The following is a 24,409-nucleotide window of genomic DNA, read 5'->3' as shown; positions in this document are numbered from 1 at the left end:
GATACCGCTTATTCCCATCTCTCGTCCGGTACGCGAGACAATGAAAAAAGAACAGGCACGCCTCATTTTCGATAGAAAGCGGACCTGTTCTTTTGCATATATTCTCACTACCTTTAGCGAGAAGCAGCCAGCGAACCGGACCTGCACAGGTTGTACAGCCTGGTCAGCACGGCAAATGTATCGTCCATTCGCTGCAGCAGCTTGTCGCCGTCGGCCAGCACCGGATCGTGCCGGTCGATGGTAATGCCGCAGAGAATCTCCGCTTTTTTCACGGCAGCCAGCCTGTCCACCAGCTTGAGGATGCCCTCCCGTCCCAATTCAGCCTGCGGGGTGCTGTCCGGCTGGGTGTGGTCGGGGGACCAGCGGAAATCATCGGGGACGATCTCCAGGATCTCATCCAGATGCCGCTTCATCGATTGACTGATCTCTGCTTTTACGGGCGATTCGTAGATGACGGCGTACCAGACAAACAGGTGCGTGCCCCACAGCCCCACCTGAAAATGCGGGTGCTTTTTATACCCGCGCTTGTCGGGAGCCCAGGCCACCCATGTATCGTTTGGCGGATTGACGGTCCGGCGGGCGTGTTTGGCCACATGGTAAAACATTTCGCTGCCGCACGCCGTGGAGAGCGTCGGGGCGAAATGATGGCCGAGCGCCTCCAGTTTCGGGCGGATGACGGTTTTGATCGCCTCCATCCGGTTATCCAAGCCGTCAATGGCAAATACGTCAAAGTCTTCCTGACGAAAACCTGAAAACGTTTTCATGAAACGGACACCTCGCTTCAGACTGTCTCGCAAGTTGCCCGCGAGAAACGGGCAGGCGTCCCCGTCAAGGGAGCTTGTAATCCCCCATATGATAACATAACAAGCCGGAAAAAAATACATGTCGGGAAATGAATAGCAATCCAAGCCGCAGAATAATATGATATACCACTCGCTCCCGTCTGCAGCAACATTGTCTGAGTATTCTGTGAATGGGGGTGGATGAACTACGACAAGGAATCTGGAGTTTGGGGAGCTGGCAGGTTGGCTTGGCCGGACCACCGGCACGCGATGCCGCACACACTCGAAAGCGGGAGCAGCGTCTCGTGAAGGGAGTCCTACAGGCAGTTTCTTTTCCGCGCGAACACCCCCGACGGCATGGCCGAATGAACGTACCGGCACCTCGTCGGTAAAGCGCATTCGGCAGGAAGAGGCCGTCAGAACAGTCGAAACAAAAGGAGCTGAGAAAACAATGATCCACGAAAAGGCTTGCAATGTAACCATGGATCAGGTGATTGCCGCTCTGAAACGACGCGACGCCGAAGAACGCATACCCGTCCTGCGCCTGGAACTGGACTACGAACTGGCCACGCTGTACGATGCGCTGCAGGAGAATGACAAGGTGCAAATTCGCAAATCAACCGAACGGTTAAAGCAGCTCAGCCGTGAAATGCTGCTGCTGGAAGCGTAACGAACGACTGGAGGAACGTACAGGAAGATGAGTCTCGAACATGTGCATAGAGAATAAAAAAAGCGACATCTCGTCATGGTAGGTGTCGCTTTTTTTGGTCTCGGAATGGGGCGCGGAAGGCGTCTTTTTGCTCGCGGTGTATCTGCTACAATGAAAGGGAAACGCGTCTGCGGGAGGGATGAGCGCATGTGGAAGCGCATATACCACACGTTGGAGCGGACATTCCCGTCGTTTACCGTGGATGAGTGGTGGGGGGTGACCGAGCCGTTCGCCCGCATGGCGGGGAGCGTACTGGTGCAGAATACGACCTGGATCAATGCAAGCAAAGCGCTTGACAGACTGGAAGAGGCGGGATTGCTTGAACCGGCGGCACTGGCTGGCGAGACGGCCGAACGACTGGCGGAGGTGATTCGTCCGGCCGGATTTCAGCGGGCGAAAAGCGCTGCGCTGCTGCGGCTGGCCGGGTGGGTCGTGGAGCATGGCGGAGTGGACAGGCTTCGCCGGTTGACAGACAGCACGGACGAGCTGCGCCGACAGCTTCTGCTCCTGAAAGGAATCGGGCCGGAGACGGCGGACACGATCCTGGCCTACGCATTGACCCGGCCGACCATTTCCGGGGACGCCTATACCCGTCGATTGTGGCAGCGGCTCACCGGCGAAGTGCTTTCCTACGAACAGGTGCGGCGGGCCATTCTGGCGGAGCTGACGGAGGCGGAAGATCTGCGCCGGCTGCACGGTTTGATCGTGGAGCACGGCAAGGCGATTTGCGCAAAGCGCCTTCCCCGCTGTTCGGCCTGTTTGTTTGCAGACGATTGCCGATATTTGCATGATTCCATTTGAATTGCCCGACCGGACGGAGGTACAATAGTAGAGGATTTTGGCATTTACGCACCACCAGAAAGGAAGAAAACATCGCATGGAACCACTCCTATCATTGACGGCCGACACGCCAATCTTGCTGTTGACCGTGCTCGCGTTTAACCTCCTCCTGCTCGTGCTCATCATCATGCAGTCCGTGCGGATCAAACGGCTGCGCAAATCGCTCAACCGGCTGCTGTCGGGGACGGGCGGGGCCAACCTGGAAGAGGGCATGCACCGGCTCATGGACGAAGTGGTCGAGGTGAAAAAGCGGCAGGATGACCAGCAGTTTACGCTGAACCGCCTGGCGCAGCGCGTTGGAAGCCAGTGTGCCAACGTGGCGCTCGTCCGCTACAATGCGTTCGCCGAACTGGGCAGCGACTTGAGCTTTTCGCTTGCCATCGTGGACGACGCGCAGAACGGCGTGGTCATCACCAGCATCTACGGACGGGATGAATCGCGCATGTATGCCAAACCGGTGCAGGGCGGCGAATCTCCTTATCAGCTCTCCGAGGAAGAACGTACCGCCATTCGCAAAGCGATGAACAACAGTGCTGGCCGACTGGATGAGAAAAGCCGGTAAATCCTACAGGAATGGCACGCATTGCACAGATTCAGGGAGTTCTTTTTCCCTCCTCGCCATTTCTTGGGGATATTTGAGCTTTTTGCGAAAATTCATCCGCTTTTCGCTCAAGACTTTTGCCTGCACATCGTGTATAATAAAAGTGTCAAGGACGGTTTAATTACAAAAAGTAGGTGATCCGCCTTCATTACCCAAATCGATTATCGATTCACGGGGCAAGGCCAGATTCTACAACGTTCCTTTGTTGACACGTAGCGTATCTCCTCAATTGGCAGTCGTTATTGTCTGAACGAGCCAGGAATTTACAAGAATTGAGGAGATAGTATGGCACAGCGTTTAGCAACCAATTACGCCAAGGCCTATTTCACGATGAATGAAGAAGAGCTGGACCGATTTGTCGCTCTCTTCGCCAATGAACACATTTCAGTCGATGTTAAAGTATGCGACAACGGTGATCGTGACGTGTTGCTGACGGATCAGAACGGGGAGATCCAACTGACCTTCCACCGGACTGGCAACCGTTATTCGTGTGAAAGTTCCTACCTCATCCGAGACATGCAGTTGGCCAACGCGATGCGAAAAGCCATGAAAACATTTCGCGGTCACGGAATCGTGCACCGAATCTACGACGGATTTACAATCGTCTACCATTACGACGAAGGCTCTGTCGTAAGCATTCAGGAAGTCTCCGGCGACGAAGAGGTGTCCATCTTCGAGAACACCAACGGAAACGTTGCACGGGAACTGGAATCCCTGTTCCGGCAGATGGGCAGCGAACAGGAGATCGAATCGATTCGGCAAGAGACGGATCGATGGCTTGATTTGCGTAATTGGGCAAAGAGAACGGCCCCGGAAAAGGTCAATGCGATTGATCTTCGACTGGCCGCGTTGTCACGCCGTTTGTTTCAATTGGAAGCATAAGAGCAAGCAAAAAATGGGCGCATCCGCCCATTTTTTGTTTTCCTGGTTTTTCTCCAAAAAAAGTATTGTCATTTGGGCAGAAGCATGGTATGTTTGTTTTCGTTGGAAACAAGATTAGGAACCAGGATTCACTTTAAAGGGTGGATTACATGAGGAAAACCGCCCCCGTTAGTGAATGACGCAGGTCCTAGCGATGTTTAACATTACACTTGCTAGGAAGGGGGAAACCGAAAGATGGAATACTCGACTTTCGGAAGACACGTTGCCGTTGACACATGGGGAGTTCAGTTTGATTTGTTGAACGACGCCGAATATTTGAAGAAAGAAATGATTGAGGCTGCCGAAGCGTGTGGCGCCACCGTATTGGGCGTGCAAGCCAAGCAGTTTTCTCCTCAAGGGGCTACCGTTCTGGTTCTCCTCTCGGAAAGCCACCTGTCCATTCACACCTATCCCGAGCGCGGATTTGCCGCTCTGGACTGCTACACCTGTGGCGAAACTGTCGATCCGCAAGTGGCGATCGACTACCTGATTTCCGTGCTGAAGCCGGAAAAAGTGTACGCGAAGAAACTGGTACGCGGCACCGGCGAACTGCAAGTTTCCGAACCGGAAATCAAGACGTTTGAAGTAGCAAGCAAGTAACAATCGCCAGCAAAGCCAAGAGGTGCGGAATCATCCGCACCTCTTTTACGTCAATCCTGCTCCGGGATTGGCGGCTGAGTGACATCCAATCGTCGTTCATCGCAGGTGTCCATTGTGCCGTTTTTCACAACCTGATAATATGAAAGGTACGCATACCTAGAGGAGGTACACATGAAGCGTCTTGACATCCGCAACATTGCGATTATTGCCCACGTCGACCACGGGAAAACGACGCTGGTTGACAAATTGCTGATCCAATCGGGGACGTTCCGCAGCAACCAGCAGGTGGAGGAGCGGATGATGGACTCCAACGATCTGGAGCGGGAGCGAGGCATTACCATCCTGGCGAAAACGACGTCCGTCAAATACAAGGAGTATACCATCAACATCCTGGACACGCCCGGCCACGCCGACTTCGGCGGTGAGGTGGAGCGGATCATGAGCATGGTGGACGGTGTGCTGCTTATCGTCGACGCATTTGAAGGCTGTATGCCGCAGACCCGTTTCGTGCTGAAGAAGGCGCTGGAAGCGAAGGTGACGCCGATCGTCGTCGTGAACAAGGTGGACCGGGAAAACGCCCGTCCCCAGGAAGTGATCAACGAGGTGTACGATCTGTTCATCGACCTGGACGCGACGGAAGAGCAGCTGGAGTTTCCGATTGTATACGCATCCGGTCTGCAGGGCATTGCGGGGATGGAGCCGGATCAATTGCAGGGCGACCTGGGCCCGCTGTTTGAAACGATCGTCAAGCACATTCCGGCGCCGGAAGCGGATGAAGCGTCTCCGCTGCAGATGCAGGTCACGATGCTGGATTACAACGACTTTTTGGGCCGCATCGGCATCGGCCGGATTTACCGCGGGACGATCAACGTCAACGACATGGTGGCTGTCGTCAAACGGGACGGCTCGATCAAGCGGATGCGCGTGCAGAAGCTGTTCGGCTTTTCCGGCCTGCAGCGCGTGGAGCAAAAGATGGCCAAAGCGGGGGACATTGTGGCGATCGCCGGACTGGAGGACATCAACGTCGGCGAGACCGTCTGCCACGTCGATCATCCCGACCCGCTGCCCCTGTTGAAAATTGACGAGCCGACGCTGCAGATGACCTTCCTCGTCAACAACAGTCCGTTTGCCGGACGGGAGGGCAAGCACGTCACCTCCCGCAAACTGCGCGACCGGTTGATGGCGGAGCTGGAGACAGACGTGTCGCTGCGTGTGGAGGAGACCGATTCGCCCGACGCGTTTATCGTATCCGGCCGGGGCGAACTTCATCTCTCCATCCTGGTGGAAAACATGCGCCGGGAAGGGTTTGAGCTTGCCGTCTCCAAACCGGAAGTGATCGTGCGGGAAATCGACGGCCAAAAAATGGAGCCGGCGGAGCGCCTGATTATCGATGTGCCGGAGGAGTACACGGGTGCCGTCATGGAGACGCTGGGCCAGCGCAAGGCAGAGATGGTCAACATGATCAACAACGGCTTCGGCCAGGTGCGGATGGAGTTCATCATTCCCTCCCGCGGGTTGATCGGCTACCGCACCGAGTTTTTGACCATTACCCGCGGATACGGCATCATGAACCATTCGTTTGACAGCTACCGTCCGTACGTTCCCGGCAGCGTGGGCGGCCGCCGTGCCGGCGTGCTGATCTCCAACGAGACGGGCACAGCGACCACGTACGGTCTGATGTCCGTCGAAGACCGCGGCGTGATGTTTATCACCCCGGGGACAGAGGTGTACGAGGGGATGATCGTAGGCGAGCACAACCGGGACAACGACCTGACCGTCAACGTCTGCAAGGAAAAGCACGCCACCAACGTCCGCTCGGCGACCAAGGAAGAGACGGTGAAGATGAAAACCCCCCGTCTGCTGACGCTGGAGGAAGCGCTGGAGTATCTGAACGACGACGAACTGTGCGAAGTGACGCCGCAGTCTGTCCGCCTGCGCAAGAAGTTCCTGACCAAGTCGGAGCGGGAGCGCTACGAAAAGCAAAAACGCTGGGAAGCGCAGGCACAGGCGTAACGACAACGGAAGAAGCCGTACTGTCTATACAGGCAGCACGGCTTTTCTTTTTTCCGTCATGCGGTTTGTTCGTGGGATTGGCTACAGCTGTTTCAGGATGTTTAGTTCTTCCTCGGCGAGGATGATCTGCTGCAGCGATTCTGTTCCGTTTCGCACGGTGCTTTGCAGGACACGGACTACGCCGTCCTGGTTTTGCACCACAATCGTTCGCACTTGGCCAAGTCCGCTTTTTCTCACCGAGTCGTACATGGTGCGGTAGGCGAACCGCTCCTGCAAAAATTGTACGCTGGCCATCGCTTGTGCATGTTTCACCCGTTTCCCTCCCGCTCTGCTGAATGGTCACTACTTCATAGGTAAGCGGACGGATCGGGTTTTATGATACTGCTGCATGCGCAGGGTTCTCATTTTGACAGGGCACGGGCCAACTGATAAAGTTAAATGGACAGATTTTATCGTGGGAGTGAAACCAGATTGAAAATCGGATGCCATATCAGCGTTGGCAAGGGACTGGAACAAGCAGTCCTGCGCGCCATTGAGCTGGGGGCGGAATCGCTGCAGGTGTTTACGAAGAACCCGCGCGGTCTGCGCCCGAAAAAAATTGACTACCGGGACGCGACCAAAGGGGTGGACCTGCTGCAAAAGCACGATCTCACCCTGGTCTGCCACACCCCCTACATCACCAACCTGTCTACGCCCAAGCCGGATCTGCAGGAAGTGACGATTCGCTCGATTTTGGAAGATTTGCATATTGCCGAAGCCTACGGGGCGGTCGGCGCCGTGGTGCACTGCGGCAAGCACGTCGGCGAAGGGGAAGAATACGGGACAAAACGAATGGTAGAGACGTTGGACCTGATTCTGGAGCAGTACGACGGTCCGGTCAAGCTCCTGCTGGAAAACACGGCTGGCCAAGGCTCCGAACTGGGACTGACGATCCGGGATCTGATGGAGATTCGCGCCGCCACCCGTTTCCCCGAGAAAATCGGGTTCTGCTTTGACACGTGCCACGCCTTTGCCGCCGGGCAGTGGAGAGGAGAGACGTTTGACGACCTGCTGGAAGAGATGGAGCGGACAGGCTATCTGGAGCACCTGGTGGCGATCCACTTCAACGACAGCAAGGCCCCTTTTGCCAGCCGGAAAGACCGCCACGAAAAAATCGGCAAAGGGGAGATTGGCAGTGAAGCGCTGGCCAAATTCCTGGTGAGCGACAAACTCCAGCACCTGCCTGTTGTATTGGAAACCCCAGTGGAAGACGAACGGGAGTACGCAGACGAGATGGTGTACCTGCACGAACTGCGCCGCGAGGGCCTGGACGCTGCGGGGCAGGAGGGGTGACGCATGGAGTGGCTTGAGCTTGCCTCCACCTATTCGCCAGCCGCACCGGACCAGCTGTCGGCGTACGACAGCTTCCGCTTGTGGGCGGACCACTACCGCACCTGGATCATTTTTGTCGAGTTGATCATCGTGTACTATCTCGGGTTTGCCACTCGCTGGCGCATGCCGATTCTGAAAACGCTCCTGTTGTATGTGCTGCTCTTTATCGGCGCATTGATTTTCGCCATTCTGGACGTGCAGCTCCCGGTGAAAAGCGCACTTTTGGTCGCCGTTGCCATTCTGGTGATCGTCAAGGTGCGGAACAAGCCGGGAGAACGCAGCGGGAAGTGAGGGAACCGTCGTGAAGCGGGAGGATGCGCTCTACAACTGGCTGCAGATTCAAATCGTCGCCGACGCCCGGCCGGATGACCGGTCCGCTCTGGATACGGCAGCATTTTTCGCGGACATCTTGAGAGAGGACCACCAGGCATCGGAATGCGAGTATCGCCGCGAAGGGGACTGGTACGTGGTTCGCTGCGTCTTCCCCGACGAAGTCTGGGAACGCCGCTATCCCTCGGAGGAAGCGGAATCGCTTTTGGCTGCAATCGAAAACGAACCCCGGTATAACGAGTAGAACCGGCATGAGGCTCCGCCGAACGAAAGAACGGTTGGGACTTCGGCATTATCCCCGTCTCCGCCAGAGGCGGGGTTTTTTTGTGTCGTTTGTCCCAATCTGGTCTCGGCATCCCCCGTTTTTGGTCGTAACTGCAACCTTTGCAGGAAACCTGTCGTCTGTTAGGGTGTCCAGGGCAGGAACTACATAGAGAGGAGAAGGCAGCATGAAGAAAATAGGAACCAAGCCCGTATTGGCAGTCGTGACTGCCGCGGCGATCATCGGGGGAGTGACTCCGCTCCTGGCAGATGCGAGCACCCCCGTACCCGCAACAAACAGCACCAAAGTTGTCATGAACGATGAAAGCAAACACGTCACCCGATACAATCTGAAAGAGTTGGCGGCAAACGATCCGGCGACGCTGAACATGCTGTTGAAAACGCAGGCCGACCACCTGTATCTGGTCGTAAAAGAGATCGGGCTGGACGCCAAATTGCGGACGTACATCGAGGAACATCCGGAAGAGTGGGAGCGCGTCTACCGCGAACACTACGCCGACATCTACCTGGAAGTCCGTTTTGACGTCGATGAACAAGGTTTCATCAGCGTGAAACCGGAGACCCGCGACACAATTACGTACCTGAAAGGGAAAGTGTCGGAACATGTGACCAAAGTAGTCGTCGAAAAGCCAAACGGCGGCACGATCGAAGTGATTCCCACCGCGGAGGATACCTTCACGGTCAGCTTTACGGCGATCGTAAGCGCCACGCCGCAGTACGCGACAGTCAAGGCGTACGTGGACGACAAGCTGGTGGACACCCGCAAGGTGCAGGTAAACACGGGAACTGTCGTGCAGGCCGACGTGCTGATTCACACCTTGGCTCTGTTGGATGAGAAGAAACAGGAACTGAAAGTAAACGGCATCATCAGCCAGGAAGCGGACAAGGTGATCGTCACGTACAACGGCAAATCCAAAGAAGCGAACGTGAAAAAACTGTGGCAAGGCGTCGGCTCTTTCTCTGTCAGCCTGAAGGACGTACAGGCCGGCAAAGGCAAGGTGTTGATCGCAGCTTACAAAGACGGCAAGAAAATCGATTCCGAATCCGTGGAGCTGAAGGTAATCAACGACGCTGACAAGCCGCACAGCTACCGCATCGAGGGAACCGCAACGATCAATGCCAAGGAAAAACAGGTTCGCGTGAAAGGAAGCATTGACGGCCTGAACGGCAAGGGCAAGGTGAAGCTGTACGTCGTGGCGCCGGACGGCAAAAAGCACGAGGTGAAAGTGAAAGACGGCCGGTTTGAGGCGAAGCTGAAGTACCACGATCGCTCGTACAGCGCGAAAGCAGTCCACCTCGAGCTGTACCTGGACGGCAAACTTGTGGCCAAAGCCGACATCCCGCACAACAAGCCGGTCAACGGCGATGACGATGAAAAAGGCAAAGACAAGGGGAAAGACAAGGATAAGGGACCGAAAGGCAACGGCAATGGGAAAAAGCACGGTGATGACGACGATCACAAATAAGGCTTACTGTCGATAGGCCTGCACGTAATCGATCAATTGGCGGATGTAATCGCCGATAATCGGGACTGACAGGAACTGGCTGAGAAAAGAGCCGAGCAGCACCAGGACGATGGCCGTACCGATCGTCAATCCCAGGCCTCGGGCAAGACCTGCGAGGAAGTTGATCCACAGCAGCTTGCTCGGGGCTGTATAATTTTGAATCACGTCGGCGAGGCGGATATCCTCCAGAAAGAGGGCGATTTTGTCCATCCGTTCGTTCAGTTTGCGCACTTCCTGCAGCTCTGCCAGCAGCTTGTCGATCTTGGCCAGCAAGCGGTCGGTGGGGGATGGGGGCATGCGGCTCTCCTCCTGTCTTGCATTCGTTCCCGTTACGTATCAGTGTAGGAAAAAAACGGGTGAGAAGCAAGGTGTTGGACGGAAAGGTTTGCCTATCGCCAGGCGGGTAGGTACAATAGACGTACATTCCCTTTTCAAGGAGGCATCGGAATGGCTGAAACCGTTTCCCAAACGCTTTCGGAGGAACTGTTCGCGCTTTTGCAGCAGGAGCGTTTTGTCACACTCGGAACGATTGACCACGAGTCCGGCGCTCCGTCGCTCAGTTCCCTTTCCTGGACGTTTGCGCCGACGCCGCAGTTGATCCGTTTCGCCGTAGACAACCGCTCTCGTATTTTGGCCAACATTGCCAAGGAACCGCAGGTCGTGCTGCACTTGATCGGGGCCGGTTCCTCCTATGCCATCAACGGCAGGGCGACGATCAAGACGGAACGGATGGAGAATGTCCCGCTGAAGCTGGCGATGGTGGAAGTGGCCATCGAGGCCGTTCGCGACGTGATGTTCTACGGCTCCCGCATCTCGGTCGAGCCCCAATATGAAAAGACGTACGACAAAAATGCGGCCAGCAAACTGGACAACCAGGTGATGACCGCATTGAAAAACGCAACGTGATCGGGTTACCAGCATAATGAAAAACAGGTTGACAGGTACTGCCGATTTCGGTAGTATAAGGTCAACCAATTGCAAATTGCATAGCAAACTTCTTATCCAGAGAGGCGGAGGGACTGGCCCGATGATGCCCGGCAACCAATCACCTGTACAAGGGGATACTGGTGCTAATTCCTGCAGAGTGTAACGCTCTGAAAGATGAGAAGGATTTGCTTACGTACGCGTAAACAAAGCCTTCTTTTCAGAGAAAAGAGGGCTTTTTTTAATGCCCTCGGTCATTTTGTTGGAGGGAGAGATCCATATGCATCTGGAGACAAAATTGGTGCAGGCGGGCGTCGCCAAAGACGAGCGGACCGGCGCAATCAGCTTTCCCGTTTACAACGCCACCGCGTATCGCCATCCCGCCCTCGGGCAGAGCACGGGGTACGATTACACGCGCACAGCCAACCCGACCCGGACCGTGCTGGAGCAGACGATTGCCGAAGCGGAAGGGGGAGACGCCGGGTTTGCCTGTGCTTCCGGCATGGCCGCGATACATACGGTCATGGGACTGTTCTCCCAGGGAGATCACCTGGTCGTATCGCTCGATCTGTACGGCGGGACGTACCGGTTGTTCGAGCAGGTGCTCTCACGTTACGGACTTCGCTTCAGCTATGTCGACCTGCGTGACGTGAAGAATCTGGAAGAAGCAATCCGCCCGGAGACGCGGGCTGTTTTTGTGGAAACGCCGACCAATCCCCTGATGCAGATCACCGACATCGCGGCGGTGGCAGAGGTGGCCAAGCGAAACGGGCTGTTGACCATTGTGGACAACACGTTCATGACGCCGTACTGTCAGCGGCCGCTGGAGTTGGGGGCTGACCTGGTGCTGCACAGCGCGACCAAATACCTCGGCGGCCACAACGACGTCCTCGCTGGATTGATCGTCACAAAGGGTGAAGAGTTGTCCGAAAAAATCCGGTTTTTGCACAATTCGATCGGAGCGGTGCTGGGGCCGCAGGACTGTTGGCTGCTGCTGCGGGGGATGAAGACGCTGGCTCTGCGAATGGAACGCCATCAGGCAAATGCCTTGGCGATTGTAAAGACATTGCGGGAACACCCTGCCGTGACGGACGTTTATTATCCCGGTTTGCCGGAGCATCCCGGTTATGAGGTGCAGTGCAGGCAGGCCAGCGGGTTCAGCGGGATGGTTTCGTTCCGCCTGCGCTCGGCTGAACAGGTGGCGCCGTTTCTGGAGAGCTTACGGATCATATCGTTTGCGGAAAGCCTGGGCGGCGTGGAGTCGCTGTGCACCTATCCGGCGACGCAGACGCATGCCGACATCCCGCAAGAGATTCGCGAGTACGTGGGTGTGTGCGACCGGCTGCTGCGGCTGTCGGTCGGGATCGAACATCCCGACGACCTGATCGCTGACGTGTGTCAGGCTCTGGATGCAAGTCTCTCACTGACGGGAGGGAGCGTACGATGAAGTTTGCCACCAAACTGCTGCACGGCACCAGTTGTATCGACCCGGTGACAGGGGCGGCCTCAGTGCCCATTTATCAGGCGTCCACCTTTCACCAGGCTGATCTGGACCGGCCCGTCGTTTACGATTACGCCCGTTCGGGCAATCCCACACGGCATGCGTTGGAAGAGGCAATCGCCGTTTTGGAGGGAGGCGAGCGCGGATTCGCCTTTGCTTCCGGTATGGCGGCCATCTCCAGTGTGTTCATGCTGTTCTCCGCCGGAGATCACGTCGTGGTGGCGGAGGACGTATACGGCGGCACCTACCGCTTCTTGACCAATGTTCTGTCCCGCATGGGGATCGCCGTCAGCTTTGTCGATACCACGTCGTTGGAGCAGGTGGAAGCAGCCATCCGTCCCGAGACCAAGGGCATCTACCTGGAAACTCCGTCCAACCCGACGCTGAAAGTGACGGACATCGCCGCTGTCTGCGCGCTGGCGAAACAGCGGGGACTGCTGGTGATCGTGGACAATACGTTTATGACGCCGTACTATCAGCGGCCTCTGGAGCTGGGCGCGGACGTGGTGATCCACAGCGCGACCAAGTTCATCGGCGGCCACAGTGACGTCGTGGCCGGGTTGGCCGTGACCAAGGAGGCGGCATTGGGTGAGCAGCTCTACATGATCCAAAACGGCATGGGAGCGATCCTCGGCGTGCAGGATTCCTGGCTGGTGCTGCGCGGCTTGAAGTCCTTGAAAGCGCGTCTGGACGTCAGCACGCAGACGGCGGAAAAGCTGGCCCGCTGGCTTTCCACACACCCGGCGGTCAGCCGCGTCTACTACACCGGATTGCCGGAACACGACGGTCATGACCTGCAAAATCGGCAGGCGAGCGGACACGGGGCGGTACTCTCCTTTGACGTGGGAAGCCGCGAGCGGGCCAAAGCGCTGTTTGACCGCGTCAAGCTTCCGATTGTCGCCGTCAGTCTGGGGGCGGTCGAAACGATTCTTTCCTATCCGGCGATGATGTCCCATGCCGCCATGCCGCCCGCAGAGCGTAAGCGGCGTGGAATTACGGACGGACTGATCCGTCTCTCCGCGGGCCTGGAGGACGCTGTCGACCTGCTTCAAGACCTGGAGCAGGCATTGGACGCGCTTGGACCCGCAGAGCAGGTGGCAGACGACAAACAGGCATTTTCCTGGGCGTAAGCCCGGAAAATGCCTGTATTGTTTCGGACGATGGTCAGCGGTTCACCGGGATTTTTTCATTTCCCTGCGGTTTGGAGTTGCCGCTTTTGTTGATCCGCTGTTCGTTTTCCCTGGTAGGCGTCTCTTCCCGTTTTTGCACGTCGCGCGGCAGCTGCGGCATGAGCCTCCCGACGATGTCCGCCAGTTCTTCGGCCAAGCCGGTCACGGGACGACCGCGTTGGATGTCAGCAGCCATTTCCCGCAGCCGCTGCACGATATCGGGGTCGGCCGTGACGATGGCGTTCGCCCCTTGGGGGTCTTCTTTCAGCGCTTCCGCCACCGAGTATTTGATCACGCCCACTTCCGGCCGATCCAGATGGGCGTTGACATCAATGCCGACGACCGCCCACTTGCCCAGGACCACCGCCGTCGCGTCATTGACGTTTTTCACCCGCGTGGCCAGGCGCACCAGCCGTTCAGCGGTTGCCTGCGGCGACTGGTTGTAGGTTGGGGACGGGGCGGTTTGCTGGACGCGCTGCGTTTCCGGCACAGTTTGGCCGGGCTGCGGAGCCGCCTGGTTGGCCGGAGGCTTGTTGTTCGTCATGCAGGCGGAGAGGAGCAGGCTGACGCTCAGTACATAGATCGCTGTCCGTTTCACGGTCATACTTCCTTTCCCTGGATTGCTGCGGTACAGGTGATGGTTAGTCGTATTGTGTTCTGCCTGCCCCGTTTTCATTCTTCTACCTCTCGTCTATCCGTCCACCCCTTGTCATACACTGTAATACATCGCGTTCGGACAGCAGAGCATCCGGTCCCCAACTGCATATAATAGAGAAGATGGGTAATAGGAGGCGAGACTTTGAAGAAAATCTACGTACTGGACACCAACGTACTCCTGCAAGATCCGCGGGCGATGTTCTCCTTTGCGGACAATGAGATCGTCCTACCCGCCGTGGTATTGGAAGAAATTGATTCCAAAAAGCGCTATATGGATGAAATTGGCCGTAATGCCCGTTACGTGTCGAGATTGTTGGACAGTTTTCGCGAACTGGGCCATCTGCATCAGGGCATTACGCTGGAGACAGGCGGTCTGTTTCGCGTAGAGTTGAATCACTCATCGCTTCACAAACTGCAGAAGCAATTTACAGAATTTACAAACGACAACCGGATTTTGGCCGTAGCGCTAAATTTGCAGGAAGAGGAAAACCTGTCCCCAAGCCCTCGTCCCGTCATTCTCGTCAGCAAAGATGCCCTGATGCGGGTAAAGGCGGACGCGCTCGGCCTGAAAGCGGAAGATTTCCTGTCCGACCGCGTCGTCGAGCACTCCAGTATTTATGCTGGTTGCGAAAAGCTGACAGTGGCTTCCCACATCATTCAAACGTACTACGCCTCCCGCAAGCTGAACCTGTCAGCCTGTTTTCCCAATACCCGGTTTTTTCCGCACCAGTTCCTGATTTTAAAAGACGAGATCAATCCCTCGATCTCCGCGATCGGCAAAGTGGACGCAGAAGGCAGGACGCTGGAGATGTTGGTGACGAGCGACGATCCGGTCTGGGGCATTCGCGCCCGCAACGTGCAGCAGCGCATGGCCATGGAACTGCTGCTGCGGGAGGAGATTCCGCTTGTCACCATGACGGGCAAGGCTGGTACCGGCAAAACACTCCTGGCGTTGGCGGCGGGGCTGTTGCAGATCGAGGACCTGCAGACGTACAAGAAGCTGCTGGTGGCCAGACCCATTGTCCCCCTGGGAAAAGATATTGGCTTTCTCCCCGGGGAAAAGGAAGAGAAACTGCGGCCGTGGATGCAGCCGATTTACGATAATTTGGAATATTTGTTTAATACCAAGCACCCGGGTGATCTGGACAAGATCCTCGCCGGCATGGGAAGCACCCAGGTGGAGGCACTGACGTACATTCGCGGACGCTCCATTCCCGGTCAGTTTATCATTATCGACGAGGCGCAGAACCTGACCAAACACGAGGTGAAGACGATCCTGACCCGGGTCGGCGAAGGGTCAAAAATTGTGCTCATGGGAGACCCGGAGCAGATCGACCACCCCTATCTGGACGAGAGCAACAACGGACTGACCTACGTGGTGGAGATGTTCAAGACGCAAAAGCTGGCGGGCCATATCAAGCTTGAAAAAGGGGAACGCAGCGTGCTGGCGCAGTTGGCGGCCGATCTGCTGTAGGGATGCATAGAAACCAAAAATCAGCGCATACTGTAAAACGTCGAGCCCGATGATTGATGGATCAACGGCGACAAGCCTTCTTGGGAGGCGAAAAAGCGTGGTTATTTATGATCATGCAGTCGATCTTGGTCAAAGTGGCGGAACCCGAGCTCTTTAGGTAACAGACTCTATGGATGGAGGCTGACGTGCCAAAGAGAATAACCGGTAGTACCCCAGAGCAGAAGGGCTCGACACAACCGCTCCTTGTTGGAGCGGTTTTTCATTTTTCAGCTTACAGCGGCCGATTGGACGGGGCGGATGATTTGAGAAGGGGAACTTCGGGAAAAGAAAAAAGCCCGGGCTGAAAGATGGTCAAGACCCCATTTTGTAGACACTTAAAAAACCCCCGGCCGTTAGGCCGCATGCTGACGCCTGTACTCGACTGGCGTCAGCTTATTTAATTTGATTTGCAAACGCTCCTCATTGTAAAAACGAATGTACTCCTCAATTCGTCTTTGCGCCTCATCCAAACTTCGAATATCATAAGGATAGAGAGCTTCTGCCTTTAAGTGCGAGAAGAAACTCTCCATAGGGGAATTGTCTAAACAATTGCTCCTTCGGGACATGCTGATTCGGGCGCCAACCTTTTGCAGCATGTCGTGGTATGCATGGGACGTGTACTGGAAGCCTTGATCGCTGTGTACGATCAGTCCAGTCACGTCCTTATGCTTTTCAAATGCTTTCCGAAACGTCTCTAGGACAAGGACATTGTCATTGTGTAAGCTCACATGGTGCGCCACGATTTCGTTGTGAAACAAGTCTTTAATCGCAGATAAGAAGATACGTTGATCTCCTACACGAAACTGGGTAACATCGGTGACTCACTTCTGGTTCGGTTTCTCGGCTGTGAAGTCACGCTTCAACAAATTTTCGGCAACACGACCATCTGATTCAGCCGCTCGATACGTGCTCCGATACGCTCGTTTGCCACGAATAATGGCTTTCAGCCCAAGAATTTGCATGAGCCGTAACACCTTCTTATGATTCACAACCTTGCCGTATTGACGAAGGAGTTCCGCTTGAATTCTTCGATACCCATATATTCCTTTTCGTTCATCATAGATGGTTTGAATCTGCTGTTTCAGTTCTCCGTCTCTATCCCACTCCTTCTGTGCAAGATATCGATAATACCCACTCCTCGATACACCAAGAAGTTTGGAGAGTTCGGTAATCGGGTACAATGCTGCCACATTCTCCATCACACGATACTTTTTTCTTACACCTCCCGCATCCAGATTTCCAAACACTTTTTTAGAATTTCGTTCTCCCGTTTCAATTTTTTCACATGTCGATCTTGATCGATGTACTCTGGACGTCGTCCACGCTGATCCAAAAGACCGAACTCCCCAAGTTGTTTGTATTTCCGCATCCATTTTTTTACTCGATCCTTATCCTGGATTCCTAAATGCTCAGTGATACGTCTGTATGTCCACTTCTCCTCTACATGCAATCGTATTGCCTCCATTTTCAACGACAAAGGATAATGCTTGAACTTTTGACCTTTGATAGCCATAAAAAATTCACCCCTTAAAGTAACATCGGTTATCCCAAGGGGTTTTTCCAATGTCTACTTTAAGGGGTGCACTCTAAGAGCCGGGCAAAAGGGGTTTATGAATGCGTTATGGCCAGCGCCTTTTTCAGTGTGTTGATTGTACTGATGTGCATCCCCTCGTGAAAGAGCGAAAAAACGAACATCTCGCCCAGTGTGGTCATCTGCGTGTTTCGCAAGACGAACGGCTGCGGCAATTCCTGGTTGAGCCGTTCACGGAAGGTTCGCTTGATTCGCTCCTTTTGCTCTTCCAACTGTTCGGCCAACGTGGACAGGGATGGCACCTCTCCCTGCCAGTCCGCCGGTTTCGTGCCCGGTCCGAACAGCGTTTTGTACGAGGCAGGCAGGTGTGTAAATTCGAGACCGTACATACAGCTTTCCTGAACGGTCAGAATATGTCCCAGATTCCAGCGGATGTTGTTGGAAAAGCCTTCCGGAACGATATCCGCCTGCTCTGTGGGCAGATCCTTCAATACCGCCAGAGTGATGCCGCGAACCAGATCGTACTGCTTCCAGACAAATGCGTAATCGTGCACGGGTGACTACCACCTTTCCCTAAATTTGCCATACGTGTGATTGTATTCGCTTTCGGCGGGCAAACACCTGCCAATGATGGCACATCGAGACGGTTTCATCGAAGGTCATGCGTCGGGCTTATCCCCCATACACATGAATGAGGGGGGAGTAGACATGGTCAGTCTGGATTCATCCATTTCCTTTATGATTTACATCACGGCGGTGTCCAGCGCGGCCGCCGGGGTGACGGAAGCAGTCAAGTCGGTGGTACCCTTCCTCGCCACTGATTACGAGGCCGAACAAGACCGGTTGGAAGACCACAACCACGCCGCTCGGCTGACACATTACAAAAAGTTTTGCAATCTGATCATCTCCGTCGTGTCCGCAGGCGTCATTTTCGCACTGCTCGGCCTTGATCCCGCGCTGATTCTCGTCGGGGCGCCATCCGCCTTTGTCGACAATCCGTGGAAAGTGGGCACCTGGATCTGGGGGATTGTCGCTGTCTTTGGATCGCCGTTGTTTGCCTCCGTCTTGAAGATTCTGGAAGGGTGGAAACAAAACGTCAACGGCGACAACTTTCCGCACAAGCCAAGACAAAAGGTCAGAGGACCAAGAAACTGACGAGGCGATTCATGCGGCTTTCACTCGAGTGGAAAGCCGCATGGTTTTTTCATGAGATGGGCTTGTCTCACTCGTTCCACCACGTGACGGCCGTCCGGTAGGCGCGGGCAATTCCTTCGATCAGGTCAGTCTGGTTGGCGTCCACGAGGTACAGCGTGGGGCGGGATGACGATGCGTGCAGCGTTCCGATCACGTGTTCCCGGCACTGCTCCAGAGCGGCCCAGCGGTCGCGTTCCTCGCCGGCGGCAGCGTCCATTGAAAACGCGGCGACGCGGTCAGCGTAGAGATACACGTGTTCGTTTTGACTGACGAATCCGACGTCGTCCAGGTGGGCGATGTCCGCTCCCTCGGGGAGCAGCCAGAGCGTAAATTCTTCGCCCAGCATTCCCGCCTTTTGCAAGATGTCCCGCAAGGTGTCCCGATCGTGCGGGCTTTCTACAATAAACAGTCGGCCGTCGCGGTCAAACACATTGACATGATCCCCAATTTTATGTATGACTTGAGCATAGAAGCCGGGCCGTTTGCCGTCCGGCACCTGCATGTCCACACCGTACATGCGCTTCAACAGTCTCACTCCGTTTCACGTTGAGTATTATCCATATCGTATCATAAAAAAAGGAGGTTCACCCATGAACGAACCACAATTGACCATTGAGAAATACGTACTGGGGCCGTTTCAAACCAACGCCTACATTTTGACCAACCCGGAAACCGGGCAGAGCATCGTGATCGACCCGGGGATGGAACCGGCGGCGCTCCTTCGCGCTCTGAAGGGAAAAAACATCGTCGCCATCCTGCTGACCCATGCGCATCTGGACCACATCGGCGGGCTGAATCAGGTGCGTGCCCTGACCGGCGCACCGGTCTACATCCATCCGCTGGAGCAGAGCTGGCTGACCGATCCCGATCTGAACGGCTCGACCCGCTGGCACTTGTCAGAACCCATTGTCTGCGAGCCGGCCGAGCACGAGCTGGCCGACGGGCAAACGCTGGAGCTGGCCGGACTGACCATCCGCGTCCTGCACACGCCCGGACACTCGCCGGGGAGCTGCTCGTTTGTGGTGGGACAGCATTGCTTCGGCGGCGACGTCCTGTTTGCCCAAAGCATCGGGCGGACAGACCTGCCGGGAGGAAATTTCGAGACACTGATGATCAGCATTCAGGACAAACTGTTTGAGCTGGATGACGACACGATCGTCTACCCGGGGCACGGTCCGAAAACCACGATCGAAGCGGAAAAGCTGTACAACCCGTTTGTGACGGGCTTGCTGCGGTAACCGAGCGTCGCCGGCTGTCATCCGCATCCCCAGCGGACGAGCGGCCGAATAAGGAAAAAGCCAGTGCAAAACGCTGGCTTTTTCATCTGCCAAATGCGGCCCAAATAGACGAAAGCGTGTTTGGAACAGGGCGTCCCGGCGGCCATCCCTATTTTTTGAACCCAAACGGCAGGTTGATCTTCAACTGCAGCTTTAATTCCTGGTTGGCCAGCGTGATCCCCTCCACCTGGATGTTGGAGGAGATCAGCTCCGGGTAAAAACCGAGGTCGTACGTTTTCTGCAACTCTTCAATCGTCGAGGCAGGCAGGGCGAATCCGTCATAGTACAGCTCGTTGATGTGAAATTTCAAGGCTTTCGTCGAAACCAGCTCGTACGTGCCGACCAGCCGCATGTGTACCTGGTCGTACGAGCCTTCCACAATCAATTGGTTGTTGTCAAAGGAAAATTGCGTATGTTTGAACAATTCGTCCTTGGAGACCAGGAAGCGGTTAAACTCATCCTGCCGGATCGTCAGCGTGTGCGTGAACAGCCCGTTGGATTGGATGCGATCCGGCGTCGCCAACTCGGAGATCTGGAACATTACATTGGACAGCTCGTTGAAAAACGTTTGAAAAGCGGGCAGTCCCCGTTCCCGCCAATCGGTGATGAGGTGGTCCATCAGTGCCTGAACGCTGGTCGGGTCGCTCAGCATCTGCACGTTTTTCTCCTTTTCCGCCTGGATTGCCAGCATGTCCGCCAACTGCTTCTCGTACTGCTGCCGCAAATTCTGCAGCAACGTCAGCCGGTTTTGCCGCTCCGCCTGCATCGACCTCATCGCGGCACGTTCCTTCTGGTATGCTTCCAGCTTCGTCAGATCCCGTTCGTAGAGGATTTGCAGAAAATCAAACAACAACAGAAAATCATTGAAATTTTTCGTATCAAACAGCAGCGTCAGCAGGTTGGCCCGCTCTCCCGTGTAGTACGCTTTGGCAACCTCTCCTGCGTGGCGGCGCATCGCGTCCATCACCAGTTTCTTACGCTGCAGATCCAGATCCAGCTGGGCGATCTCCCCGTGCAGCCGGTTTTCTTCCTGCTTGATCAGCGTCAGTGTGCGCTCCAGTTCTTTTTGGGTAAAGTGCTGCTGCAAGATCAGCTGTTCCAGGGGCAGCTGCTCTTGGGCCAGGGCTGTCGCGGTCAACGGCAGCGCCAGCAGCAGCAAGCAAAGCATGAGTGTACGCATGGCTTCACCTTTTGTTTTTGTGAGGTGGAGAAATACGTAAAAAACAATTTCTCTCCACATTCTATGACTTCTTTTCGTATTATAGCCTTATACGGTTAAATTTGGATAGCGGGAGAACAGAAATGACGATTACATCCATCATTCGGGACCAAATACGCAATCATCCGCGGCGGGCGATTCCGTTTGCGCGGTTCATGGAGCTGGCACTCTACCATCCGGAAGGCGGGTACTACATGTCGGCGCGCCCCAAGGTGGGCAGAGACGGTGATTTTTTTACCAGTGCGACGGTTCATCCCGTCTTTGCCGAGACGTTGGCTGACGTGGTGGCCGAGATGTGGCAGTCGGGTGGCTGGACCGCCCCGGCGCTGGTGGAGATCGGCGGAGGTACGGGCGCGCTTTCGGGCAGCATGCTTCGCCGGCTGCGCGAGACGGTGCCCGAGCTGTATCGGGACATGCGCCTCGTATTGATCGAGACAAGCCCGTATCATCGGCAGCTTCAGCAGGAGGTGCTGCGCGATGCTGAGGTGGAGACGCGTTGGTATTCCAGTCTGCGGGAGGCAGCAGCAGAAGGCGTCGAAGGGGTGATCCTCTCCAACGAATGGCTCGATGCCTTTCCCGTGCATGTGGTGGAGAAGACGGCTGACGGCTGGCGGGAGGTGTGGGTGACGGAGACAGACGGCGGTTTTGCCGAAGTGCTCGGCGAATTGACGTTTGCCCTGGAGGATAATCTGCAAGAGATGGACGAGTCGCTGCCGCGGGGGATGCGGATCGAGGTCAATACGGCGATGGAGGAGACAGCCGCCGACCTGTCCCGCCTGCTGAGGCAGGGGTATGTCCTGACCGTGGATTACGGTGACGTGCAGGAGGAGCTGTACCATCCCGCCCGGAAGCGGGGGACGCTGATGTGCTACCACCGCCATCAGGCGCACGACAATCCCTATGTGCACGTGGGGGAACAGGACATCACGGCGCACGTCAATTTTTCTGCATGGATACGCGCGGGCGAGCGGACTGGGCTGAAGACGCTTGCCTACATGCGACAGGACCGTTTTTTGATCAAATGCGGCCTGTTGGAAAAGGCGGTCGCCCATGCGGACACGGACCCGTTCACAAGTGAAGCGATGAAGCGGAACCGGGCGATTCAACAGCTGATCTACCCGGGCGGCCTGGGCGGCCTCTTTCGCGTGCTGGTCCAGGCAAAAGCGATGCCGGACGGAGTGCCGCTCAGCTTTTTGCGCTAGCTCTACAGGAAATAAAAAAAGATGCTCACCCAGAGCATCTTTTTTTACATGATCAAGTTCAGCATGGAGTGCTCTTGCGGACCCACCGGCATGACGAAGAACGTGTAATAGGTGAAGCCCACGAAAGAGACAAACATAAAACAGAAGAAAATGTTCAAGTACGCCCGTTCTGTCAGATTCATGTAGCTGAGAGATACGAAGAAGGCGGTCAGTCCGAAAAACAAGAGAGCCATCGGGTACAGGTGCCCCCAGAACGCCATCAGCGCGATCGCCAGCGTCCAGAAGCCGAGTACGCGATACATGCGATCCATCTGTTTCCCTCCTTTTTCCAGCAAGTCGGCAAGATTTACAAGATTCCTCCCCCATTATAAAGGACTGGAAGAGGCCTGTAAACGGGAAGGTATGACGGTTTTTTGACGCAGCCGTTCCCACGCATCCGAATCGCTCCCGGCATACCATCCAGCCGGATGGGGGAGATTCGGGTTGTACCGCTGCCGACCGCGCCGTTGGGCGAAACGTCGACGTCAACGAGGGATACGCGCCACGGTATAGTTGCAGGACCTGCAACCTTTGATCATGGACTCGTCTTCTTGTAATTCAATGTGTCCAAAGTAAGTCTCAAATATCCCCGACAACAGAGCGTTGTGCATCTTGCAAATGGCGTCGGGGAAACGCTTGGCTGTCTCGGAAAACGTGCAGTTGTTCACTCGAAAGCGCAAACTTCCGTCCGAAAGGGGTTCGATCTCCGGTTTGAGTCCTTGCGCCACCAAGAGCCGGTGGATGTGGGACAACTTTGCGTCCAACGTTGCGTTATTCATGTCGATCGGCACTTCCGCCAGCGCCCGTTTGGCCATTTCCGTTCCCATGCGGTGTCCCATTTTGACGAGGGCAACTTCCCCCATCTCTCCCAAGGACAGCAGACTTTCGATGGCGATGTCGGCCAACAGCCGGTAATCACGAGGAGGAAACTGCAGGCTGACTACCTGATCGGAAAGGGCGTACAGACGGCAGGGACGCCCCCCCTTGCCGCTTTTGTCGGAGAAAGAGGTAAGCAAATGGACGTCTTCCAGCTTGGTCAAATGCAGCCGCGCCACGTTTGGATGGATGGAAAACTGCTCGGCCACCTCTTGCACGGTCACAGGCTCTTTGCTGTTGGAGACAAACTGGTAAATGGAAAAACGGGTGGAATCAGCCAAGGCGCTTGTTAACTTTTGAGCGTCGCAATCCACGCTGGTCCCCCCTTTCTCAGTACAAATCACCATTAGTTTAGCCGATTTTCGCGCCGTTGTTAAGGTTGGAGTGTGCCAGGCATTCGTCGTATTTTATATATTTAATACTATTGACATAGTGTTAACACCGCATTTATAATCCAGAGTAGAAAAGGATTTTTTATTACCTAACTTTTGTATAGTTAAATAAGAAAATAGAGCAAGATGGAGGGGAACACGATGGCGGTCGCTGAACGTACTCGTCCACAAACATTGACGTTTTTCACCTATCCGAGCTGTACATCCTGTCGCAAGGCCAAGGCGTGGCTGGCGGAACACGGAGTAAAATACGAGGAGCGGCACCTGTTCAAAAATCCGCCGACGCCGGAAGAACTGATGGAGATCATCAAAAAGACCACCAACGGCTTGGACGAAATCCTGTCCACGCGCAGCCAGCGTTTCAAAAACCTGGAGGTGGACATCAATGAAATGACCGTCAGCCAGCTGTTGGAGATGCTGAGCGAAGAGCCGCAGCTCCTGAAGCGACCGATTCTGACCGACGGGGAAAACATCATCATCGGGTATAACCAATCGGCGATGCAAAAACTGCTGGCCTAAGCGAACGAGGAGGGAATATTCCGCCTCTCAGCGTGTAGACAAAGTCCGAGGCGCATGGGTGATCGGGCCTGCTCGCTCGCTTGACGACCAGCAAAGAAGTAGATAGCGTACGCTCCAAAACGCGACGCGGGCAGGGGGCAAACATCTGGGTGTTTGGAGGAAGTGAGACTTGTGCCCCTGTTTTCCCCGCGTCTTTCGTTTTTCCGCTGAGCCGGTCGTCAAAGGAGCTCGCTTGGCCCATCACTCCATGCCATGTCCTTTATCTCCACCTTCGGTTGATCGGTGTTCAGGCCTTTCGGCCTGACAACGATGGAAAGATCGTTTCCTTGCGGAACCTCAATGAAAAAGTACAGTTTGTCTTCTGTCTGCGAGGAGGGGATATCCCTCCTCTTTTTTCGTTTGGCGGGCCCGTTTACAATGTAGGAAAGCGGTTCGTGAAGTC

At 55.4% G+C, this 24,409-nt stretch carries 28 protein-coding genes, 2 pseudogenes and 1 riboswitch; of the genes and pseudogenes, 18 read left to right on the top strand and 12 right to left on the bottom strand.

Features of this window, described 5'->3' with window-relative positions; all coding sequences use genetic code 11:
* Positions 1-113 precede the first annotated feature (113 nt).
* A complete protein-coding gene (locus tag IRT44_RS18845) occupies positions 114-764 on the bottom strand; it encodes a YktB family protein (RefSeq protein ID WP_230077189.1) in 651 nt (216 codons plus the stop codon).
* A 406-nt stretch (positions 765-1,170) separates the two neighbouring features.
* On the opposite strand from IRT44_RS18845, the pseudogene IRT44_RS18840 reads away from it, so the two are divergent.
* The 6 genes and pseudogenes from IRT44_RS18840 to typA all read left to right on the top strand — a co-directional run.
* Positions 1,171-1,452, top strand: a pseudogene (locus IRT44_RS18840) (hypothetical protein); the annotation flags it as partial.
* Between the two features lie 186 nt (positions 1,453-1,638).
* Positions 1,639-2,292 (top strand): endonuclease III domain-containing protein, encoded by a 654-nt coding sequence (locus tag IRT44_RS18835; protein ID WP_230077187.1) that lies wholly within the window; start codon positions 1,639-1,641, stop codon positions 2,290-2,292.
* A gap of 76 nt (positions 2,293-2,368) precedes the next feature.
* A complete protein-coding gene (locus IRT44_RS18830) occupies positions 2,369-2,893 on the top strand; it encodes a DUF4446 family protein (protein ID WP_171564421.1) in 525 nt (174 codons plus the stop codon).
* Between the two features lie 324 nt (positions 2,894-3,217).
* Positions 3,218-3,814 (top strand): hypothetical protein, encoded by a 597-nt coding sequence (locus IRT44_RS18825; protein ID WP_230077186.1) that lies wholly within the window; start codon positions 3,218-3,220, stop codon positions 3,812-3,814.
* Between the two features lie 234 nt (positions 3,815-4,048).
* Positions 4,049-4,453, top strand: a complete 405-nt coding sequence (speD, locus tag IRT44_RS18820) for an adenosylmethionine decarboxylase (protein WP_171564419.1) — start codon at positions 4,049-4,051, stop codon at positions 4,451-4,453.
* A gap of 171 nt (positions 4,454-4,624) precedes the next feature.
* The gene (gene typA / locus IRT44_RS18815) at positions 4,625-6,466 is read left to right on the top strand and encodes a translational GTPase TypA (protein ID WP_230077185.1); all 1,842 of its coding nucleotides are present in this window, start codon (positions 4,625-4,627) and stop codon (positions 6,464-6,466) included.
* A gap of 81 nt (positions 6,467-6,547) precedes the next feature.
* Here typA and IRT44_RS18810 read toward each other — a convergent pair whose 3' ends face one another.
* The gene (locus tag IRT44_RS18810) at positions 6,548-6,778 is read right to left on the bottom strand and encodes a hypothetical protein (RefSeq protein WP_171564417.1); all 231 of its coding nucleotides are present in this window, start codon (positions 6,776-6,778) and stop codon (positions 6,548-6,550) included.
* Between the two features lie 159 nt (positions 6,779-6,937).
* Here IRT44_RS18810 and IRT44_RS18805 point away from each other — a divergent pair, with 159 nt between their 5' ends.
* The 4 genes from IRT44_RS18805 to IRT44_RS18790 all read left to right on the top strand — a co-directional run bounded on the left by IRT44_RS18805 (position 6,938) and on the right by IRT44_RS18790 (position 9,915).
* A complete protein-coding gene (locus IRT44_RS18805) occupies positions 6,938-7,798 on the top strand; it encodes a deoxyribonuclease IV (RefSeq protein ID WP_171564416.1) in 861 nt (286 codons plus the stop codon).
* A gap of 3 nt (positions 7,799-7,801) precedes the next feature.
* Positions 7,802-8,128, top strand: coding sequence for a YlaH-like family protein (locus IRT44_RS18800; RefSeq protein WP_230077184.1), 327 nt, complete (start codon positions 7,802-7,804; stop codon positions 8,126-8,128).
* 10 nt (positions 8,129-8,138) lie between these two features.
* A complete protein-coding gene (locus IRT44_RS18795) occupies positions 8,139-8,411 on the top strand; it encodes a hypothetical protein (protein ID WP_171564414.1) in 273 nt (90 codons plus the stop codon).
* Positions 8,412-8,616: 205 nt separating this feature from the next.
* Positions 8,617-9,915 carry a hypothetical protein gene (locus IRT44_RS18790; RefSeq protein WP_212131824.1) on the top strand — a complete coding sequence of 433 codons (1,299 nt, stop codon included), beginning with the start codon at positions 8,617-8,619 and terminating at the stop codon, positions 9,913-9,915.
* Between the two features lie 3 nt (positions 9,916-9,918).
* Here IRT44_RS18790 and IRT44_RS18785 read toward each other — a convergent pair whose 3' ends face one another.
* Entirely contained in the window at positions 9,919-10,251 is a 333-nt protein-coding gene (locus IRT44_RS18785) for a DUF5665 domain-containing protein (protein WP_171564412.1), read from the bottom strand.
* A gap of 150 nt (positions 10,252-10,401) precedes the next feature.
* On the opposite strand from IRT44_RS18785, the gene IRT44_RS18780 reads away from it, so the two are divergent.
* The 3 genes from IRT44_RS18780 (at position 10,402) to IRT44_RS18770 (ending at position 13,509) form a co-directional block, all read left to right on the top strand.
* Positions 10,402-10,860 carry a pyridoxamine 5'-phosphate oxidase family protein gene (locus tag IRT44_RS18780; RefSeq protein WP_212131825.1) on the top strand — a complete coding sequence of 153 codons (459 nt, stop codon included), beginning with the start codon at positions 10,402-10,404 and terminating at the stop codon, positions 10,858-10,860.
* Between the two features lie 89 nt (positions 10,861-10,949).
* A riboswitch (SAM riboswitch) is annotated at positions 10,950-11,062 on the top strand.
* 96 nt (positions 11,063-11,158) lie between these two features.
* Complete coding sequence (locus tag IRT44_RS18775) at positions 11,159-12,325, top strand: aminotransferase class I/II-fold pyridoxal phosphate-dependent enzyme (RefSeq protein ID WP_212131826.1); 1,167 nt, start codon at positions 11,159-11,161, stop codon at positions 12,323-12,325.
* Positions 12,322-13,509 (top strand): trans-sulfuration enzyme family protein, encoded by a 1,188-nt coding sequence (locus tag IRT44_RS18770; protein ID WP_230077183.1) that lies wholly within the window; start codon positions 12,322-12,324, stop codon positions 13,507-13,509. The genes IRT44_RS18775 and IRT44_RS18770 overlap by 4 nt, the downstream gene beginning before the upstream one ends.
* Positions 13,510-13,543: 34 nt before the next feature.
* On the opposite strand, the gene IRT44_RS18765 is transcribed toward IRT44_RS18770, so the two are convergent.
* Positions 13,544-14,152, bottom strand: coding sequence for a YhcN/YlaJ family sporulation lipoprotein (locus IRT44_RS18765; RefSeq protein WP_171564511.1), 609 nt, complete (start codon positions 14,150-14,152; stop codon positions 13,544-13,546).
* Positions 14,153-14,347: 195 nt separating this feature from the next.
* Between IRT44_RS18765 and IRT44_RS18760 the strand changes: the two genes are divergently transcribed.
* Positions 14,348-15,679 carry a PhoH family protein gene (locus IRT44_RS18760; RefSeq protein WP_230077182.1) on the top strand — a complete coding sequence of 444 codons (1,332 nt, stop codon included), beginning with the start codon at positions 14,348-14,350 and terminating at the stop codon, positions 15,677-15,679.
* Between the two features lie 392 nt (positions 15,680-16,071).
* Here the strand turns inward: IRT44_RS18760 and IRT44_RS18755 are convergent.
* The 4 genes and pseudogenes from IRT44_RS18755 to IRT44_RS18740 all read right to left on the bottom strand — a co-directional run.
* Positions 16,072-16,527, bottom strand: a pseudogene (locus IRT44_RS18755) (IS3 family transposase); the annotation flags it as partial.
* 12 nt (positions 16,528-16,539) lie between these two features.
* Positions 16,540-16,908: an IS3 family transposase gene (locus IRT44_RS18750; RefSeq protein WP_230077180.1), complete on the bottom strand. Its 369-nt coding sequence runs from the start codon at positions 16,906-16,908 to the stop codon at positions 16,540-16,542.
* Positions 16,909-16,934: 26 nt separating this feature from the next.
* Complete coding sequence (locus tag IRT44_RS18745; protein ID WP_171566349.1) at positions 16,935-17,231, bottom strand: helix-turn-helix domain-containing protein; 297 nt, start codon at positions 17,229-17,231, stop codon at positions 16,935-16,937.
* A gap of 95 nt (positions 17,232-17,326) precedes the next feature.
* On the bottom strand, positions 17,327-17,803 hold the full coding sequence (locus IRT44_RS18740) for a DinB family protein (RefSeq protein WP_171564407.1): 477 nt from the start codon (positions 17,801-17,803) through the stop codon (positions 17,327-17,329).
* A gap of 154 nt (positions 17,804-17,957) precedes the next feature.
* Between IRT44_RS18740 and IRT44_RS18735 the strand changes: the two genes are divergently transcribed.
* Positions 17,958-18,404 (top strand): hypothetical protein, encoded by a 447-nt coding sequence (locus IRT44_RS18735; RefSeq protein WP_171564406.1) that lies wholly within the window; start codon positions 17,958-17,960, stop codon positions 18,402-18,404.
* A 67-nt stretch (positions 18,405-18,471) separates the two neighbouring features.
* On the opposite strand, the gene IRT44_RS18730 is transcribed toward IRT44_RS18735, so the two are convergent.
* Entirely contained in the window at positions 18,472-18,960 is a 489-nt protein-coding gene (locus IRT44_RS18730) for a hypothetical protein (protein WP_230077902.1), read from the bottom strand.
* A 73-nt stretch (positions 18,961-19,033) separates the two neighbouring features.
* Here IRT44_RS18730 and IRT44_RS18725 point away from each other — a divergent pair, with 73 nt between their 5' ends.
* The gene (locus IRT44_RS18725; RefSeq protein ID WP_171564404.1) at positions 19,034-19,681 is read left to right on the top strand and encodes an MBL fold metallo-hydrolase; all 648 of its coding nucleotides are present in this window, start codon (positions 19,034-19,036) and stop codon (positions 19,679-19,681) included.
* 148 nt (positions 19,682-19,829) lie between these two features.
* Here the strand turns inward: IRT44_RS18725 and IRT44_RS18720 are convergent, their stop codons facing one another.
* Positions 19,830-20,900 carry a coiled-coil domain-containing protein gene (locus IRT44_RS18720; RefSeq protein ID WP_230077179.1) on the bottom strand — a complete coding sequence of 357 codons (1,071 nt, stop codon included), beginning with the start codon at positions 20,898-20,900 and terminating at the stop codon, positions 19,830-19,832.
* Positions 20,901-21,022: 122 nt separating this feature from the next.
* Here IRT44_RS18720 and IRT44_RS18715 point away from each other — a divergent pair, with 122 nt between their 5' ends.
* Complete coding sequence (locus IRT44_RS18715; RefSeq protein ID WP_230077178.1) at positions 21,023-22,141, top strand: class I SAM-dependent methyltransferase; 1,119 nt, start codon at positions 21,023-21,025, stop codon at positions 22,139-22,141.
* 44 nt (positions 22,142-22,185) lie between these two features.
* On the opposite strand, the gene IRT44_RS18710 is transcribed toward IRT44_RS18715, so the two are convergent.
* Positions 22,186-22,452: a DUF2626 domain-containing protein gene (locus tag IRT44_RS18710; protein ID WP_171564401.1), complete on the bottom strand. Its 267-nt coding sequence runs from the start codon at positions 22,450-22,452 to the stop codon at positions 22,186-22,188.
* A gap of 213 nt (positions 22,453-22,665) precedes the next feature.
* Positions 22,666-23,370, bottom strand: a complete 705-nt coding sequence (locus IRT44_RS18705) for a helix-turn-helix transcriptional regulator (protein WP_171564400.1) — start codon at positions 23,368-23,370, stop codon at positions 22,666-22,668.
* A gap of 219 nt (positions 23,371-23,589) precedes the next feature.
* On the opposite strand from IRT44_RS18705, the gene IRT44_RS18700 reads away from it, so the two are divergent.
* A complete protein-coding gene (locus tag IRT44_RS18700; protein WP_171564399.1) occupies positions 23,590-23,967 on the top strand; it encodes a Spx/MgsR family RNA polymerase-binding regulatory protein in 378 nt (125 codons plus the stop codon).
* The last annotated feature ends 442 nt before the right edge of the window (positions 23,968-24,409 follow it).

The organism is Brevibacillus sedimenti, from assembly GCF_020923495.1.
GTDB lineage: Bacteria > Bacillota > Bacilli > Brevibacillales > Brevibacillaceae > Brevibacillus > Brevibacillus aydinogluensis.
This window is presented reverse-complemented; position numbering and strand designations above follow the sequence as displayed.